The organism is Klebsiella huaxiensis (genome assembly GCF_003261575.2).
Classification (GTDB): domain Bacteria; phylum Pseudomonadota; class Gammaproteobacteria; order Enterobacterales; family Enterobacteriaceae; genus Klebsiella; species Klebsiella huaxiensis.
The window spans coordinates 229,324-246,602 of sequence record NZ_CP036175.1 but is presented as its reverse complement, the minus strand read 5'-3'; the positions used below and the strand labels follow the sequence as shown (position 1 = coordinate 246,602).

At 52.7% G+C, this 17,279-nt stretch carries 14 protein-coding genes and 1 pseudogene; 7 read left to right on the top strand and 8 right to left on the bottom strand.

The genetic code is table 11. The annotated features are described in order from the left end of the window. Nucleotide 1 precedes the first annotated feature (1 nt). Nucleotides 2-913 (bottom strand): glycine--tRNA ligase subunit alpha, encoded by a 912-nt coding sequence (glyQ, locus tag DA718_RS01135; RefSeq protein WP_004126458.1) that lies wholly within the window; start codon nucleotides 911-913, stop codon nucleotides 2-4. 137 nt (nucleotides 914-1,050) lie between these two features. Continuing rightward, nucleotides 1,051-1,350 carry a YsaB family lipoprotein gene (locus DA718_RS01130; RefSeq protein ID WP_227015973.1) on the bottom strand — a complete coding sequence of 100 codons (300 nt, stop codon included), beginning with the start codon at nucleotides 1,348-1,350 and terminating at the stop codon, nucleotides 1,051-1,053. A gap of 185 nt (nucleotides 1,351-1,535) precedes the next feature. On the opposite strand from DA718_RS01130, the gene DA718_RS01125 reads away from it, so the two are divergent. Continuing rightward, complete coding sequence (locus DA718_RS01125; RefSeq protein ID WP_112215971.1) at nucleotides 1,536-2,531, top strand: acyltransferase; 996 nt, start codon at nucleotides 1,536-1,538, stop codon at nucleotides 2,529-2,531. A 2-nt stretch (nucleotides 2,532-2,533) separates the two neighbouring features. Here DA718_RS01125 and yiaB read toward each other — a convergent pair whose 3' ends face one another. From yiaB to xylA, 3 genes are all read right to left on the bottom strand, one after another. Then, nucleotides 2,534-2,911, bottom strand: coding sequence for an inner membrane protein YiaB (yiaB, locus tag DA718_RS01120; protein ID WP_112215970.1), 378 nt, complete (start codon nucleotides 2,909-2,911; stop codon nucleotides 2,534-2,536). A 168-nt stretch (nucleotides 2,912-3,079) separates the two neighbouring features. After that, a complete protein-coding gene (xylB, locus tag DA718_RS01115; protein ID WP_112215969.1) occupies nucleotides 3,080-4,534 on the bottom strand; it encodes a xylulokinase in 1,455 nt (484 codons plus the stop codon). A 69-nt stretch (nucleotides 4,535-4,603) separates the two neighbouring features. Continuing rightward, nucleotides 4,604-5,926, bottom strand: coding sequence for a xylose isomerase (gene xylA / locus DA718_RS01110; RefSeq protein ID WP_110276288.1), 1,323 nt, complete (start codon nucleotides 5,924-5,926; stop codon nucleotides 4,604-4,606). Nucleotides 5,927-6,300: 374 nt separating this feature from the next. Between xylA and DA718_RS01105 the strand changes: the two are divergent. Together DA718_RS01105 and xylR are read left to right on the top strand one after the other, a co-directional pair. Continuing rightward, nucleotides 6,301-6,721 (top strand): annotated as a pseudogene (locus DA718_RS01105) (type 1 periplasmic-binding domain-containing protein); the annotation flags it as partial. Nucleotides 6,722-7,045: 324 nt separating this feature from the next. After that, on the top strand, nucleotides 7,046-8,224 hold the full coding sequence (gene xylR / locus DA718_RS01100; protein WP_112215967.1) for a D-xylose utilization transcriptional activator XylR: 1,179 nt from the start codon (nucleotides 7,046-7,048) through the stop codon (nucleotides 8,222-8,224). A 58-nt stretch (nucleotides 8,225-8,282) separates the two neighbouring features. On the opposite strand, the gene DA718_RS01095 is transcribed toward xylR, so the two are convergent. After that, a complete protein-coding gene (locus DA718_RS01095; protein WP_112215966.1) occupies nucleotides 8,283-9,110 on the bottom strand; it encodes a protein bax in 828 nt (275 codons plus the stop codon). A 315-nt stretch (nucleotides 9,111-9,425) separates the two neighbouring features. Between DA718_RS01095 and DA718_RS01090 the strand changes: the two genes are divergently transcribed. Further along, a complete protein-coding gene (locus DA718_RS01090; protein WP_112215965.1) occupies nucleotides 9,426-11,459 on the top strand; it encodes an alpha-amylase in 2,034 nt (677 codons plus the stop codon). Between the two features lie 174 nt (nucleotides 11,460-11,633). Continuing rightward, nucleotides 11,634-12,890: a valine--pyruvate transaminase gene (gene avtA / locus DA718_RS01085; protein WP_112215964.1), complete on the top strand. Its 1,257-nt coding sequence runs from the start codon at nucleotides 11,634-11,636 to the stop codon at nucleotides 12,888-12,890. 119 nt (nucleotides 12,891-13,009) lie between these two features. Here the strand turns inward: avtA and DA718_RS01080 are convergent, their stop codons facing one another. Together DA718_RS01080 and yiaJ are read right to left on the bottom strand one after the other, a co-directional pair. After that, a complete protein-coding gene (locus DA718_RS01080) occupies nucleotides 13,010-13,498 on the bottom strand; it encodes a 4Fe-4S binding protein (protein ID WP_112215963.1) in 489 nt (162 codons plus the stop codon). Between the two features lie 118 nt (nucleotides 13,499-13,616). Then, the gene (gene yiaJ / locus DA718_RS01075; protein WP_112215962.1) at nucleotides 13,617-14,435 is read right to left on the bottom strand and encodes an IclR family transcriptional regulator YiaJ; all 819 of its coding nucleotides are present in this window, start codon (nucleotides 14,433-14,435) and stop codon (nucleotides 13,617-13,619) included. A 222-nt stretch (nucleotides 14,436-14,657) separates the two neighbouring features. Between yiaJ and DA718_RS01070 the strand changes: the two genes are divergently transcribed. After that, complete coding sequence (locus DA718_RS01070; protein ID WP_112216012.1) at nucleotides 14,658-16,178, top strand: sugar ABC transporter ATP-binding protein; 1,521 nt, start codon at nucleotides 14,658-14,660, stop codon at nucleotides 16,176-16,178. Nucleotides 16,179-16,192: 14 nt separating this feature from the next. Beyond that, the gene (locus tag DA718_RS01065) at nucleotides 16,193-17,272 is read left to right on the top strand and encodes an ABC transporter permease (protein WP_112215961.1); all 1,080 of its coding nucleotides are present in this window, start codon (nucleotides 16,193-16,195) and stop codon (nucleotides 17,270-17,272) included. Nucleotides 17,273-17,279: the final 7 nt, after the last annotated feature.

Genomic DNA, 17,279 nt, shown 5'->3' with positions numbered 1-17,279 from the left:
CTTATTTATTCTTGTTGCACATCGGGAAGCCAAGGGCTTCACGGGACGCATAGTAAGCTTCTGCAACGGCTTTGGTCAGGGTACGAATACGCAGAATGTAGCGCTGACGTTCAGTCACGGAGATGGCTTTGCGGGCGTCCAGCAGGTTAAAGCTATGGGCGGCTTTCAGAATACGCTCGTAGGCAGGCAGCGGCAGCGGGTTTTCCAGCGCCAGCAGCTGCTGGGCTTCTTTCTCGTACTGCTCGAAGCAGGAGAACAGGAAGTCAACGTCCGCGTATTCGAAGTTGTAAGTCGATTGCTCGACTTCGTTCTGATGGAACACGTCGCCGTAGGTGGTTTTACCCAGCGGGCCGTCGCTCCAGACCAGGTCGTAAACGCTGTCTACGCCCTGAATGTACATCGCCAGGCGCTCCAGACCGTAGGTGATCTCGCCGGTTACCGGTTTACACTCCAGACCGCCAACCTGCTGGAAGTAGGTGAACTGCGTGACTTCCATACCATTCAGCCACACTTCCCAACCCAGACCCCAGGCACCCAGCGTTGGGTTTTCCCAGTTGTCTTCCACGAAACGAATGTCGTGGATGGTCGGATCCATACCCAGCTCTTTCAGCGACCCAAGGTACAGCTCCTGGATGTTATCCGGGGAAGGTTTAATCACTACCTGGAACTGATAGTAGTGCTGTAAACGGTTCGGGTTTTCACCGTAGCGGCCGTCGGTCGGACGACGAGAAGGCTGCACGTAGGCAGTCGCCATCGGCTCCGGGCCCAACGCGCGTAAGCAGGTCATGGGATGAGAGGTGCCTGCGCCGACTTCCATGTCCAGTGGTTGAACAATGGTGCAGCCCTGGCGAGCCCAGTAATCCTGTAAGGTCAGGATCAGGCCCTGGAAGGTCCTGGTATCAAACTTTTGCATATGATTTCGTGCTGGATACGTGTGGATTTAAAGGAAGGAGCCAGTATACCCGCTGGCTGCGAGATATACAGTATGAAACCGGATTGTTTAGGGAAAATTGCGGAAATTAGCGCCATCACGTAGCACCTGAGCCTCATTTAGCGCATAGAAAGATGTAAAAACTGCCCGTCCGGGTCAAAAGAACAGATAAAGCGTTCATTCCGCGAAGTCATCCCCGAAAGCTCGTAGCTTCCCTGGAACTGCTCGAAGTGGCTGACATCAACCTGCCGGACGCCTGTACTGTATCGCTCGGCAGCATTATCCTTGCACAGTTGCTCCATGTTGAGGGTTACCTGCGGCGTTATCCGCGCTTTCTGCGCCTTCTGTGCTGGCTGAGGCGGCATCTGGCTACAGCCCGCCAGCAGAAGCAACAGCAGTCCAGAAAATACATATTTCATCACCACTTTTCTCGACCGCCTTGTGGGTAAATTGTTATTGTGCAGATTGAGTAAATTAACCCAGCCATTGTGCAAATCAGTCCATGTCACGACAAGTCTATGACGATAAACTCAGATTATTCCACTGAGATACCGGCGAATAATCGAAGTCAGACCTTTTCTAAGAGGGCGTAATTGAGGCACTGATGCAGGAAAAAATTAACTGGATTACCAATTTGCGCGGTATTGCTTGCCTGATGGTGGTGATGATTCATAGCACCACCTGGTACATCACTCACCCGCATACTATCAGCCTGCTGGATTGGGACATTGCTAATTTCCTTAACTCCACATCCCGCGTCAGCGTACCGCTATTTTTCATGATTTCAGGCTATTTATTTTTCGGTGAGCGTAGCGCCCAGCCCCGGCATTTTCTGCGCATTGGCCTGTGCATCCTCTTTTACAGCGCGCTGTCTCTGCTCTATATCACCCTGTTCACCCATATCAACGTCGAACTGTCGCTAAAGAATGTGCTGCAAAAACCGGTTTTCTACCATCTGTGGTTTTTCTTCGCTATCGTCGTCATTTACCTGCTTTCACCGCTGATCCAGGTTAAACAAGTGAGCGGCAAGATGCTGCTGGCGCTGATGCTGGTAATTGGCATTATGGCGAATCCCAATATGGTAGCAGTGAAAGCGGGAGGCATAGAGTGGCTACCGGTTAATCTCTATATCAACGGTGATACGTTCTACTATGTGATATATGGCGTGCTGGGACGAGCCATCGGCATGATGGATACCGATAAAAAATGGCTGACCCCGCTTTGTGCCACGCTTTTCATCGCCGGAGTATGGGTGATATCACGCGGGACGCTGCACGAACTGCGCTGGCGCGGCGACTTTGGCGATACCTGGTATTTATACTGTGGCCCGGCGGCTTTTGTCTGCGCGATAGCCCTGCTGACGCTGGCAAAAAATACGCTCAATACGCGCCAGATACCGCTTATTGCGCCGATCGCGCGCCATTCATTAGGGATATACGGTTTTCATGCGCTGATCATCCATGCGCTGCGCGCCAGCGGGCTGGAGCTAGCCCGCTGGCCGCTATTGGATATTGCCTGGATATTCAGCGCGGCGCTGCTGGGGAGTTTACTGCTATCGGTTCTGGTTCAGCGATTTGACTCTCGCCGTTTAGTGAGCTGAGTTTACTCAATGGGACCTTGCTGCGTTTCACGCGATGGTGCAGTTTTGCATGGAACTGCTGATGCGCCATAAATGCAAACAAACCATGCTACCACGTAGATTGCCTTCTCATTCCAGGCGGCAGGCACAAACATGGCTCCGACCATTAATAAACCGACTGATAGCAGAAGCACCAGGCGACATAGCGAAGCAAAACCATCGTCATTCTTGCGTTCTTCTCGCATCGTACGTTGGTGGGCCAACATGGCAAACATGCCCATGACCAGAACCCCGAGGAAGTAACCTTTACCGCTAAATAACGGACAGGTACGCCAGATACCCACCAGATAAATCAGCGCCCCAATGGCCATTAATAGCCTTGGAATAATATTATTTTTCATAGGGACTCCACGGCAAAAAACAGTCCCCAGTATGTACTGATGAAACGTGATTATCGGTACTTTTCGCATCCGAAACGACAAATTCGGAATATATAAATACACATAACGAATGAATAAATCAGGACACATTCAAAGAATGGATTCGCCCCATCAACTGGGGCGAATTTATCAGGACATCAACGGTAAAAGCTGCTGATAAATCTGCCGGAAGGTTTCCCGACGAGGGGCATAACGGGCAAAACGTTCGGCATCCGGACGATGAGCCTGTTCCAACGGGAGTTGCGGGAGTAGATCAGAGAATGCGACATTTTTATGCAGCGCCAGCTGAGCCAGTCTCGCCGCGCCGAGCGCCGGTCCGACATCGCCACCAGTGCGGAAATCAAGCTGCTGACCGCTAATATCCGCCAGCATTTGACGCCAGTACGCGCTGCGCGCGCCGCCGCCAATCAGCGTCACGCTCTCTGGCTTAACGCCGCAGGCGTGAACCACATCCATACCATCCGCCAGAGCGTAACCGACGCCCTCCAATACCGCTCGAGCCAGTTCGGCCGGGCCGTGCTGATGAGTCAGGCCGAAAAAGACGCCTTTCGCCTGCGGATTATTGTGCGGCGTACGTTCTCCGGATAAGTAGGGCAAAAACCAGACCGGATCGACATCGTCGTTAGCCGATTCCGCCGCCGCAATCAACGCTGGAACCGTACCGAGACCGGTTAATTTAGCCGCCCAATCGAGGCAGGAGGCCGCACTCAGCATCACCGACATCAGATGCCAGCGTCCGGGTAGCGCGTGACAGAAACTGTGAACGGCGCTTTCCGGTTTGCTAAGAAAACCGTCGCTGACGGCAAAATAGACGCCCGATGTTCCCAGCGACAGCATCGCCTGACCGGCATCCGCCATGCCCACGCCAACGGCCCCCGCCGCGTTATCGCCACCACCGGCCACCACCAGCGCTTCCGGCATATTCCAGGATTGGGCGATAGCCGGGCGAAGCGCGCCGGTGACTTCACAACCTTCGAACAGAGCAGGCATGCTGTCGCGGCTCAGCCCGCAAGCCGTGAGCATTTCATCACTCCAGTCGCGTCGTGCCACGTCCATCCACATCGTACCAGCAGCATCAGACATATCGCTGGCAAACTCACCGGTCATACGTAAACGTAAATAATCTTTTGGCAGTAAAACTTTATCAACCTGGCGGAAGACTTCAGATTCGTGGCGCTGAACCCACAACAGCTTCGGTGCGGTAAATCCAGGCATCATCAGATTGCCGGTTATCTCCCGCGAACGGCTGACTTTCTCTTCCAGCAGCGCGCACTCTTCGCCACAGCGGCCGTCATTCCATAAAATCGCCGGGCGCAGAACGCGCTGTTGTTTATCCAGCAGCGTTGCACCGTGCATCTGCCCGGCAATGCCTAAGGCTTTGACCTCGCGCAGACAGTGTTGCGCGCCCAGCGCTTTCATTGCGCAGTCCGTTGCCTGCCACCAGTGTTCAGGATCTTGTTCAGACCATAGAGGGTGCGGGCGCGATACGTCGAGCTTTTCGGTATGTGAAGCCACGACCTCGCCCTGCTCGTTGAGCAAAATGGCCTTAACACCCGAGGTGCCCAGATCAATCCCGATATACATACAGTCTCTCCTTACTGGCGCGAATAAGCATCTGCTATAGCCAATGCCCGGGCTAGCCGGGCATCATCATTAATTATCAAACAGATAGCGATTAACAACGTTTTCCAGCAGCTCCTGATGGCCGCTTTGATGCTGCGGAGCCAGGTTATGTTGAGTCGCATACTGAGCGATTTCAGTCAGATTCATCTGCCCTTTCAGGATTTGCTGGCCCAGTTCACCGTTCCAACCGGCATAACGTTTGGCAACGCGTTTATCCAGGTCACCGCCTTCAATCATACGTGCTGCCACTTTTAAGGCCAGCGCCATAGTGTCCATCGCGCCAATGTGGCCGTAGAACAGATCGTATTTGTCTGTGCTTTGACGACGGACTTTGGCATCAAAGTTCAGACCGCCGGTGGTGAAGCCGCCCGCTTTAAGGATTTCGTACATCACCAGCGCGTTTTCTTCAACGCTATTCGGGAACTGGTCGGTATCCCAACCCAGCTGCGGGTCACCACGGTTAGCATCAACGGAGCCAAACAGGCCAAGAGCGATGGCGGTAGCAATTTCGTGATGGAAAGTGTGGCCAGCGAGAGTTGCGTGGTTCGCTTCGATGTTCAGCTTAATCTCTTTTTCCAGACCGAACTGCTTGAGGAAACCGTACACGGTAGACGCGTCGTAATCGTACTGATGCTTTGTCGGCTCCTGCGGTTTTGGCTCGATCAACAGCGTGCCCTGGAAGCCAATTTTGTGTTTGTGCTCAACGACCAGCTGCATAAAGCGGCCAATCTGCTCGCGTTCCTGGCGCAGGTCGGTATTCAGTAAGGTTTCATAACCTTCACGACCGCCCCACAGAACGTAGTTTTCGCCGCCCAGTTTATGGGTCGCATCCATCGCAGTAACCACCTGAGTCGCCGCCCAACTGAATACTTCCGGATCCGGATTCGTTGCCGCACCTGCGCCGTAACGTGGGTTAGTAAAGCAGTTCGCCGTGCCCCACAGCAGCTTGACACCGCTCTGCTGCTGTTTTTCTGCCAGCACATCAACCATCTGCGCGAAGTTATTGGCATATTCTTTCAGGGACGCGCCTTCCGGAGAGACGTCGATATCGTGGAAGCAGTAATAAGGCACGTTCAGCTTGTGGAAAAATTCAAAAGCGACATCGGCTTTACGCTTCGCCATTTCCAGTGCTTCGCCCGGCTGCTGCCAGGGACGATTAAAGGAACCCACACCGAACATGTCAGCACCATTCCAGCAGAAGGTGTGCCAGTAGCAGGCCGCAAAGCGCAGGTGATCTTCCATGCGTTTGCCCAGCACCAGCTCATCCGGATTGTAATGACGGAAAGCCAATGGGTTAGCGGATTTCGGGCCTTCATAACGAACGCGATCAAGTTGATCGAAATAGGTCTGCATAATGAACTCCATATTCAGGGGTGCGGCGAGTAATAAGTCATAATCCAATATAGAATTCTCCTTTTACTTTCCTCAATTACGTTATTTCACACCGCAATTGAGAGAATTCACAAACGTGCGCCAGGTCGCAAAAATAATACGTAAAACACCTAATTTCGCTGCTTACATGATGAGAGATCAATGAAATACGATGATAATTGATTATTAAAGTACGATCGCGGTCATAAATTCACAAATAAACAAAATTTCATAACCGTAAAATAAGCATAGATAATTGCTATCGCCCGTTTCCGAGTTAAAAATCTTCTATGTATCAGGTCGTTTATTTTCATCGCACTTCTTATCCTTCACTTTAAAAAAAAGGTGTTATTATTATGAAGATAAAAAACCTTTGCCTCACGTTCTGCGCCTCATGCCTCCTGACCAGCCTGCCGGGTATCGAGAAGGACGTTAAAATAGGTATGGCTATTGATGCCCTGCGACTCGAACGATGGAAAAAAGATAACGATATTTTTGTTAATAAAGCTGAATCACCAAGTGTAAATATATTTATCCAGTCAGCTAATGGAAATGAAGAAACGCAAATATCACAAACTGAAAACAGAAAAAATCGCCGCATCGACATTCTGGTTATTATTCCATATAACGATAACAATATTAAATGGGCATAATGAGAAGGAATGACAGTTTACGCTAACGACCATCTGAACGATAACGCTGGAGCTAATTTTTATATTTCATCTAACTAACGAGAAATTCGATGAAGTGCAGGCTCAAAACAGAGTCGATAAAGTCATCAGATAACGATTGATTGTCGGGCTGGCCAGCGTGCTATGGTACCTAAAGACAGCATGCCGATGGCAGCCCTCACCGGACTGATTCTCAACTCACTTCTGGAACGTAGGTTCCTCTTCAGTCGGGAAGATTGCTGAGCTTAAGGCATCATTTTACTGCTGGCGGTGCGGATGGATTCAGCAACTAAACGTCGAAGCTGATGGTATTGAAAACAAATATGCTCGAATTATTTGCGCTACCGCCAAACTTAGGCACAAGTAGCTTGAAATAATTCGGGCATTGGTCGGTATTGTACGGCCAGCGAAAGAGACCAGGAACAACACTATGTTTGAAAAGCGTCACCGTATTACGCTGTTATTCAACGCCAACAAAGCCTACGACCGCCAGGTTGTTGAAGGTGTTGGCGAATATCTACAAGCATCGCAATTGGAATGGGACATCTTCATTGAGGAAGATTTCCGGGCGCGAATTGAAAACATTAAGGAGTGGTTAGGTGATGGCGTTATTGCCGATTACGACGACCCGGAAATTGAAAATCTGCTGATCGGCGTCGATGTTCCTATCATCGGCGTCGGCGGCTCTTTCCATCGGCCGGAATGCTATCCGCCGGTTCACTACATCGCCACCGATAACGCCGCGCTGGTCGAAAGCGCGTTTCTCCATCTGAAAGAAAAAGGCATCAACCGCTTCGCCTTTTACGGTCTGCCCACAACCAGTTGCAAAGGCTGGGCAGCCGAGCGTGAACATGCGTTTTGCCAGCTTGTCGCCAGGGAGAAATATCGCGGCGTGGTGTATCAGGGTCTCGAAACAGCCCCGGAGAACTGGCAGCATGCGCAAAATCGCCTTGCCGACTGGCTACAAACATTGCCGCCGCAAACTGGAATTATCGCCGTCACCGATGCCCGCGCACGCCACGTGTTACAGGCCTGTGAGCGGCTGCATATTCCGGTCCCGGAAAAGCTGTGCGTTATCGGCATTGATAACGAAGAGCTTACGCGCTACCTGTCGCGCGTGGCCCTATCGTCCGTTGCCCAGGGGACCCGTCAAATGGGCTACCAGGCAGCAAAGCTGCTGCATCGTCTGCTGGAAAATGAAGACCTACCGCTTCAGCGTCAGCTTATCCCTCCGATGCGCGTGGTAGAACGCCGTTCCACCGATTACCGCTCGCTAACCGACCCATCAGTGATTCAGGCGATGCACTATATCCGCAATAACGCCTGCAAAGGGATTAAGGTCGAACAGGTACTGGACGCCGTCGGCATCTCGCGCTCCAACCTTGAAAAGCGCTTCAAAGAGGAAGTGGGTGAGACGATTCACACGGTGATCCACAGCGAGAAGCTAGAAAAAGCGCGCAGTCTGCTAGTGTCGACGACGCTGTCGATTAACGAAATATCTCAGATGTGCGGCTATCCGTCGCTGCAATATTTCTACTCAGTATTTAAGAAAGAGTACGACGTAACACCGAAGGAGTACCGCGACCGGCACAGTGAAGTGATGATGTAGAAGGCAAAGAAAAATGCCCGGGCTTGCGCACCGGGCATTAGACGACATGTATGAGCAATTACATGTGTGCGGCAATTAACCGCTGGTTATCCTGATACATCGCGAAGAGATAGTTGTTATAGCTCGACCCTTTGGTCGAATAGCCCTTCAGCTTGTGAATCATCGTGCTGGCGGTCAGTTCCTGATCGGCCTTGCGCATCTGCGCACGCGATTTACGGAACGACGAATAGGCCGGATGCGTATTCAGATTTCTCACGTAGGCCTGAACGGACTCTTCCACAGAATCAAACTGTGAGTAGCCTTTCACCGCGCCGCGACAGTTTCCACCGCCACACTTCATACCAAACAGATTGTTGTTAACCCGCGCCAGTTTCGAGGTTCCCCAGCCGCTTTCCGCCGCCGCCATAGTAGCCACCATGCTGTTCGGGATAATGTCGACGCGCTCAAGCAGTGAGTTCCATGGAATATGGCGGGTATTGCCAGACCATTTCACTTTATAGCGAGAGGCAATCTCTTTCAGGCGCGTACGCTCGCTCGGCGACCAGCGCGCATCATACTGCTTGGATACCAGCCAGTTACGATCGGCAGTAATCACCTGATTCTGTTTCGTAATATAAGGCATTACCGTCCGGAGAAACGCTTTTTTCCTTGGTGTCCCGGAAGGGTATTTTCGCAAATCAGGAAGTGAACTGCTCTTTACACTATTGCGAGAATACTCTTGTTTACTGCTTACCTTGCTTACTTTAACGGTATTTTTCTTTTTAACAATTGGGGCTTTATGACTCGTTGTTGCTGTGTGTGTTGTTGCCAGCACACTACCTGAAAATATACAGGTAAGTAACATGAGTATCGCAGCCCCATATCGTCGAATGGGAGTCGATATCATTAGGTCTCCTGGTCGGATGCAATCATTCCAACGCCTTGTTTTTCACAAAAAATCGATAGTTGAATCGCGAATAGTATCAAAAATACCCAGATGACGCACCCACAGAAATAGTCCAATTCCTAAAAGCTGTCATCTGAAATCGGTTTCCGCACCATCACAAAGAGGTGAAAATGCGAGTGTCATCTCATTTTTTGTCCATTTTTTGAGCGCGATCACTCACCCTTATCCATCCTCCCTGGAAAAGCACAGACGGGATGAGTTCATTAGATAAGCAGACGCGCAAACTGAACAAAACACCGCACACAGGACTCCGGAATGAAACTCGCTGCGCTTGCGTCGCTGCTGTTGCCTGGGATGGCCTTCGCCGCCTGGACCACCGCAGATTTCCCCGCCTTTACCGAAGAAGGCACCGGTAGATTTATCAGTCAAAACGAGGTAGCAAAGGGTACGCGCCCTCTGCGAATTAATTTTGACCAACAGTGCTGGCAGCCCGCTGGCATCATCAAACTCAACCAGATGCTTTCCATGGAGCCCTGCCGTGACCCGGCTGCGCAGTGGCGCGTATTCCGCGATGGTCGCTATACCCTGGAAGTCGATACCCGCTCGGGTACGCCAACCCTGATGGTTTCCCTGGAGGAGAAACAGACTGCCGCCGCCACTGCGCCGCAGCTGAAGCAGTGTCCGAAATGGGATGGCAAACCGTTGACCATCGACGTCAGCAAATCCTTCGCCGAAGGCAGTAAAGTTCGCGACTTCTACAGCGGCAATATCGCCACCGTCAGCAGCGGCAAAATCACCCTACAGCCGGCGTTTAACAGCAATGGTCTGCTGTTGCTTGAACGTGCGGAGACTCAAGCTGCCGCACCATTTAACTGGCACAACGCCACCGTCTATTTCGTCCTCACCGACCGCTTTGTCAACGGCAATCCGGCCAACGACAATAGCTATGGCCGCCACAAAGACGGTATGCAGGAAATCGGCACCTTCCACGGCGGCGACCTGCAGGGGCTAACCAGCAAACTTGATTATATTCAGCAGCTCGGCGTCAACGCGCTGTGGATCAGTTCACCACTGGAGCAAATCCACGGCTGGGTCGGCGGCGGCACCAAGGGCGATTTCCCGCACTATGCTTACCACGGTTATTACACCCAGGACTGGACGAAACTGGACGCCAACATGGGGACGGAAGACGATTTGCGCCGTCTCGTCGATGAGGCCCACAAGCGTGGGATCCGCATTCTGTTCGACGTGGTGATGAACCATACCGGCTACGCGACTCTGGCAGACATGCAGGAGTTCCAGTTTGGCTCGCTGTACATCCAGGGCGACGAGCTGAAAAAAACTTTAGGCGAGCGCTGGACCGACTGGAAACCTCGAGCAGGCCAGAGCTGGCACAGCTTTAACGACTACATCAACTTCAGCGATAAAGCCGGATGGGAGAAATGGTGGGGTAAAAAATGGATCCGCACCGATATCGGCGACTACGACAACCCCGGGTTTGACGATCTCACCATGTCGCTGGCTTTCCTGCCGGACCTGAAAACCGAATCCACGGAGCCTTCCGGCCTGCCAAACTTCTATCGCCATAAACCAGATACCGCAGCCAAAGAGATCCCTGGCTACACGCCACGCGATTATCTGACCCACTGGCTGAGCCAATGGGTGCGTGATTACGGTATTGATGGTTTCCGCGTCGATACCGCCAAACACGTTGAACAAGCCGCCTGGCAGCAGTTAAAAACTCAGGCCACGCAAGCGCTGGCAGAATGGAAAAAGGCCAACCCGGAAAAAGCGCTGGATAACGCGCCATTCTGGATGACCGGCGAGGCGTGGGGCCACGGCGTAATGCAGAGCGATTACTATCGCCACGGTTTTGACGCGATGCTGAACTTCGATTATCAGGATCAGGCGTCGAAAGCGGCAAGCTGTATGTCCACTATGGATCTGACCTGGCAACAAATGGCAGAGAAACTTCAAGGCTTCAACGTCTTAAGCTATCTCTCCTCGCACGATACCAGTCTGTTCCGTGAAGGTGGCAGTACGGCGGCAGAGTTGCTGCTGCTCGCGCCAGGAGCCGTGCAAATATTCTACGGAGATGAATCCTCACGGCCGTTCGGCCCGACCGGTTCCGATCCGCTGCAGGGCACGCGTTCGGATATGAACTGGCAGGATGTCAGCGGTAAAGCCGCACGCAGCGTCACCCACTGGGAGAAACTGGGCCAGTTCCGCGCCCGCCATCCGGCGATTGGCATGGGCAAACAAACCACGCTATCGATGCCAAAAGGCTACGCTTTTATCCGCGAGAGCGGCGACGACAAGGTGATGGTGGTGTGGGCGGGCCAGCAGTAATCACATAGCAGCACGCTCCCCTGATTATCAGGGGAGCGTTTTCAGGATAAATATCCAAAAAAGACTTCTCTGGCAGCACAAAACAGAAATATCCTTCCAGTCCCTCGATTTGCACCCTGTCTGCGCTGGCGTTATGGTTACCCACTTTCCAGGGATACCGACAGATTAATCGCGATGACATTTTCACTTTTTGGCGACAAATTTACCCGTCATTCGGGCATCACCCGCTTGATGGAAGACCTTAATGACGGCCTGCGCACGCCGGGCGCCATCATGCTGGGCGGCGGTAATCCCGCACAGATTCCGGAAATGAATGATTACTTCCATAGCCTGCTAGCCGACATGCTGAATAGCGGCAAAGCCCTTGATGCGCTTTGTAATTATGACGGCCCGCAGGGTAAAAGCGAGCTGCTGGTCCTGCTGGCGAAAATGCTACGTGATGAACTGGGCTGGGAGATCGAGCCACAGAATATTGCACTGACAAATGGCAGTCAGAGCGCGTTTTTCTACTTGTTTAACCTCTTCGCAGGCCGTCGTGCGGATGGAACTACCCGTAAGGTGCTGTTTCCGTTGACGCCTGAGTACATCGGCTATGCCGATTCCGGCCTCGAAGAAGATCTGTTTGTCGCCACACGTCCGAACATTGAGTTGCTACCGGAAGGCCAGTTTAAGTATCACGTGGATTTCGAGCATTTGCAGGTAACGGAAGAGACGGGGATGATCTGCGTTTCTCGCCCCACCAACCCGACCGGCAACGTTATTACCGACGACGAGCTAATCAAGCTGGATGCGCTGGCCAATCAGCATGGCATCCCTCTGGTTATTGATAATGCCTACGGCGTTCCGTTCCCGGGGATTATTTTCAGTGACGCCAGACCGCTGTGGAATCCGAATATCGTCCTGTGCATGAGCCTCTCCAAGCTCGGCCTGCCGGGCAGCCGCTGCGGGATTATCATCGCCAACGAGAAAATCATCACCGCCATCAGCAATATGAACGGCATTATCAGCCTCGCCCCAGGCGGGATGGGGCCAGCCATGATGTGTGAGATGATTAAACGCAACGACCTGCTGCGCCTGTCGGAAACCGTGATTAAACCGTTCTATTTCCAGCGCGTACAGGAAACTATCGCCATTATTCGCCGCTATCTGCCGGAAGAGCGCTGCCTGATCCACAAGCCGGAAGGGGCGATTTTCCTCTGGCTGTGGTTTAAGGATCTGCCGATTTCCACCGAGCTGCTGTACCAGCGCCTGAAAAAGCGCGGCGTTCTGATGGTGCCGGGCGATTACTTCTTCCCTGGGCTGGATAAACCCTGGCCACATACGCATCAATGCATGCGCATGAATTACGTTCCGGACCCGGAGAAGATTGAAGTTGGCGTGAAGATTCTTGCCGAAGAAGTTGAACGCGCCTGGGGTGAGCAGGACGCGTAATGACGCGTCAGGCGACCCGACATTGAGGGATATTCCTGGTTTGCGCTACGCTTAACCGGTCTACAGATTTCCAGCCATCTGCCCGGACTGGTGCGCCAGCACCGCCTCCGGGGAGCACGCTACATCGCCAGCGCCGTCCGTCGCCGGCGCTCGGCGCTTATTCTTTCCAGCTCCACCGGCTCCATGCAATGCAGCGCCTGAGTCGGGCACGCCGCCACGCAGGCAGGCCCCTCTTCGCGATGGCTGCACAAATCGCACTTCAACGCCTGTACGCTATCATCCACCAGCATCACGGTCATTGCGCCGTATGGACACGCTATCATGCAGCTTTTGCATCCGATGCAGCGCCGCTGATCCACACGCCAGACTGAGTTTTCACGGCGGATAGCGCCTTCAGGACAAACATTCGCGCAGGGTGCATCCTCGCACTGGCGGCACAGCGTTGCCGTCGAGATATCGTCATTTTTCACCACGCGGATCCGCGGCGCAAAGTGCGTGGCGGAGACGCCAGAACAGTCCTGGTCCTGCTGATGGGACACCACGCAGGCGACTTCACAGGTACGGCAGCCAATGCATTTTTGCGCATCTGCGATAATAAACCGGTTCATCCTTGCTCCATTGGGGATAAAAATGCAGGTTGCCAGAAAAAGCCGGTCTCGCGCCTTGATCCTGAATGGAGTCAGCGGCTTTTTTTATCAAATATCCGCAACGATCTGGGCATTTGCCTTAGTTTTCGCGCACGGTAAACCCCAACTCACGGGAAATAGCCTCTGCCGTATCGCGCAGCGGTTTGAGTAAATTTTTTTCCCCCACCTGCTTAAGGCGCGATGTCGATAGAGAAATGGAGATAGCGTAAGGCACCCGTCGATGAATATCGAAAACCGGCACCGCCAGGCAGGAAACGCCTAACTCATTCTCTTCCCTGTCCATTGCCATATTACGCTCGCGGATCTGCGCCAGTTCATCATGCATCGCAGGCAAGCCGGTAATGGTATTGCGGGTCAACGGCTGAATAATGTCCTGATGAGTATTCCAATAGCTCTCAACATAATCAGGATGACCAAATGCCATGTAGATCTTGCCCATCGCCGAGCAGTACAACGGCATGTGCTGACCGATGTAGGCGCGAGTGCGCAGCATACCGGTCGTCGGTTCCAGCTTATAAATCAAAATCGCATGGTCATCTTCACGGCTGGAAAAGTTCACCGTCTCACCGGTCGCCAGGTTGAGCGACTCAAGGTGTGGTGCCGCGACGTGGATGATATTGAGCGATGACAAGGCCTTCTGACCGACAGCAATAAACTTCGTTGTCAGGCGATAGCTCCCCGCAGCCGGGGCCGGCGTCACGTATCCGCAAGATTGCAGCCCCTGCAATAAACGATGGACAGTACTTTTGTTCAACCCTGCCAACTCCGACAGGTGCGCCAGCGGGCAACCATTCGGGTAATTACTGAGGATCTCAATCAGCATCAACCCGCGGAACAGACTCTGACTTCCCGCAGGCCTCTCTTTATCTTGCGCCATTTCGCACTCTTTTGTGACCATCGCTTCCGCTCCACTTTTTCGTCGCGCTCTGATGGTAACGCAAAGTGTGTTTCAGTTCACGATCTCGACAGATAATTTATAATCATTTGATTTTATAATATTTTTTAAATCAATGGACAGATTGCTTTGTGAAAAACCTATCGTTATATTTGAAATCAGATTTCGTATATTGAAATTTAAAGTTCAATAAGTACTCCAAGAACGTGCCGGGAGCTCATTATGATGATGGAAAAAACGGCCATACCGCCCCTGTTATCTATGCGCCATATCGTCAAACGCTTTGGCGGTAATGTCGCCGTTAATGATGTCAGCCTGGACATCTACCCAGGCCAGGTCGTTGCCTTGTTAGGTGAGAACGGTGCAGGGAAATCAACGCTTATCAAAATTCTGGCCGGAGTCTACTCACGCGACAGCGGCGAAATTAAATTTAACGGCGCGCCTATCGACTCTGCCGCCGCAATTAAAAAAGGCAATCAACAGCCGATCGCCTTTATTCACCAGGATTTAGGGCTGGTTGAGTGGATGACCGTCGCCGAAAACATGGCCATGGTGATGGGCTTTCCGCGCCGCTTTGGCTTGATCGACTGGCAAAAAACGCGTGAGCAGGCCAAAGCGGCGCTGGAAGGGATCGGTATCGATCTTGATCCTGACGATCGCGTATTCGACCTATCACGCACGGAGAAATCGCTGCTGGCAATTGCACGTGCGGTTGCCGTTGAAGCCTCTGTCTTAGTCCTCGATGAACCCACTGCATCATTGCCTGCCGATGATGTTCGTCACCTTTTTCGCGTCATGAACGTACTGCGGGAAAAGCAGGTCGGTATGATTTACATCACCCACCGCCTGGATGAAGTCATGGAGATGGCCGATAGCGTCTGTGCCATGCGCGATGGTTGCTATGCCGGCGGTGGAGACATTGCCCATTACACATTGCGCAGCCTGGTGGAACTGATTGTTGGCGAAGCATTACGTGATAAGCAGCGTTTACCTCTGCCTGACAGCACGGCCCCGACGCTGTTGAAACTGGAAAACGTCTGCGTCGGCGATACCGGCCCGGTGTCCTTTTCCCTGCGCGCAGGTGAAATGGTCGCTTTAGCGGGATTACGCGGCGCAGGCCAGGAAGAAATCGGTCGCTTACTCTTTGCCTGCCGCACTGCAAGCCAGGGCACAATTGAACTCTGCAATACGCCATACCACGCATCAACGCCAGGAGAAGCGATGTCGGCAGGCGTCTCCTTCGTGGCGGGCGATCGTCTTGGCGAAAGCCTGGTCCCCGGCATGATGGTGCGCGAAAACTTGTTTCTTAATCCCTGCAAACACGGGCATTCATCCTGGTCTCGCTATAACGAACAACGAGAAGCGCCGCTAAGTTGGGAAAAAATAGCTCAGTTCGATGTGCGCCCGGCACAAATCAATATTGAGATTAGCGCCCTGTCAGGCGGGAATCAGCAGAAGGTCGTTATGGCACGCTGGCTGTCATTAAATGCGCCGCTACTGATTCTGGAAGATCCCTCAGCCGGGGTTGACGTTGGTGCTCGCGCTGAAATCTACGATTTACTTAATGCAGCCTTAGAAAAAGGCGTCGCTATCCTGGTTATCTCTAACGACCTGGAAGAAGTGGCACATATCTGTAACCGCGCGCTGGTATTTAATCGCGGCAAAATTGTCGGTGAACTCATTAATCAGGATGTCACCTTCGCAAAATTACTGGAGCTTGCCTCCGGCAGCGGCACAGCACATTAACCAGGGTGTGAATCATGGCTAAAACATCAATGAAATCAACGGCGCTTGAATCTCGCGTCTCATTACAAGAGCACGGCTTTTTACCGTGGCTGGGTCAGTTCTCAACCCGTTACGGACTACCGGTGATTTGTATTTTACTGATTGCTCTGTTTTCTCTGACAACGCCCTCCTTCGCGTCGTTATTAACGCTTCAGGCTATTCTCGACAGTAAATCCAAAATAGCCCTGCTCGCGCTGGCCGCCACAATCCCCATGATTGTGGGCAAAATAGACCTGAATGTCGGCTTCGGAATCGTGCTCTGGCATATCCTCGCGATCACGCTGCAAGTGGAATACGGTTTTTCCTGGCCGATGGCGGTGCTCATCGTGCTGGTCCTTTCCGCACTCTATGGCTTACTGAACGGCATTCTGGTTGCGCTGGCGGATATCGACAGTTTTGTCGCAACGCTCGGATCCGGGACGGTGCTTTACGCCATTGCGCTTTGGCACTCCGGCGGACGGCAAATCGTCGGTGATCTTCCGGATGCGTTTATTGCCCTTCATCACACAGATGTGTTTGGTATCCCCATTGTCGCGTTTTATGTGCTATTCGCTGCCATTGTGTTGTGGATAGTCACGGAACACACCCCGATCGGGCGATGCATGTACGCCGTAGGCGGTAACCCTGTCGCAGCAGCGCTCAATGGAATTGCCGTTAACCGCTACACCATCGGGGCATTCATCACCTCCAGCACGCTCACCGGGTTCACCGGCGTGATCATCGCTGCCGAACAGGGTGTGGGACAGGCCAGCGTCGGAATGGACTATCTGCTTCCTGCTCTGGTCGGCGCTTTCCTTGGCAGCACCACGATTCGTCCTGGACGCGTTAACGTCTGGGGAACGGTGGTGGGGATTGCCGTGCTGGCGATCGGTATTGCCGGTATTCAGCAATTTGGCGGCGCATTCTGGGTCGAGCCGCTGTTTAACGGCGCAACGCTACTCTTCTCCATCACCCTGGCAGGTTATGCGCAGCGCCGCCGTGCTCAGAGCAAAAAATTAATCCAGCGACCACAACCGGACCCTGAGTCCGCAGTTGGCGAAAAAATCACACACTGAAGGAACT

Coding starts and splice junctions, on each gene's coding strand:
- glyQ (WP_004126458.1), bottom strand. CDS start 913: ATGCAAAAGTTTGATACCAGGACCTTCCAGGGCCTGATCCTGACCTTA.
- DA718_RS01130 (WP_227015973.1), bottom strand. CDS start 1,350: ATGAAATATGTATTTTCTGGACTGCTGTTGCTTCTGCTGGCGGGCTGT.
- DA718_RS01125 (WP_112215971.1), top strand. CDS start 1,536: ATGCAGGAAAAAATTAACTGGATTACCAATTTGCGCGGTATTGCTTGC.
- yiaB (WP_112215970.1), bottom strand. CDS start 2,911: ATGAAAAATAATATTATTCCAAGGCTATTAATGGCCATTGGGGCGCTG.
- xylB (WP_112215969.1), bottom strand. CDS start 4,534: ATGTATATCGGGATTGATCTGGGCACCTCGGGTGTTAAGGCCATTTTG.
- xylA (WP_110276288.1), bottom strand. CDS start 5,926: ATGCAGACCTATTTCGATCAACTTGATCGCGTTCGTTATGAAGGCCCG.
- xylR (WP_112215967.1), top strand. CDS start 7,046: ATGTTTGAAAAGCGTCACCGTATTACGCTGTTATTCAACGCCAACAAA.
- DA718_RS01095 (WP_112215966.1), bottom strand. CDS start 9,110: ATGATATCGACTCCCATTCGACGATATGGGGCTGCGATACTCATGTTA.
- DA718_RS01090 (WP_112215965.1), top strand. CDS start 9,426: ATGAAACTCGCTGCGCTTGCGTCGCTGCTGTTGCCTGGGATGGCCTTC.
- avtA (WP_112215964.1), top strand. CDS start 11,634: ATGACATTTTCACTTTTTGGCGACAAATTTACCCGTCATTCGGGCATC.
- DA718_RS01080 (WP_112215963.1), bottom strand. CDS start 13,498: ATGAACCGGTTTATTATCGCAGATGCGCAAAAATGCATTGGCTGCCGT.
- yiaJ (WP_112215962.1), bottom strand. CDS start 14,435: ATGGTCACAAAAGAGTGCGAAATGGCGCAAGATAAAGAGAGGCCTGCG.
- DA718_RS01070 (WP_112216012.1), top strand. CDS start 14,658: ATGATGGAAAAAACGGCCATACCGCCCCTGTTATCTATGCGCCATATC.
- DA718_RS01065 (WP_112215961.1), top strand. CDS start 16,193: ATGGCTAAAACATCAATGAAATCAACGGCGCTTGAATCTCGCGTCTCA.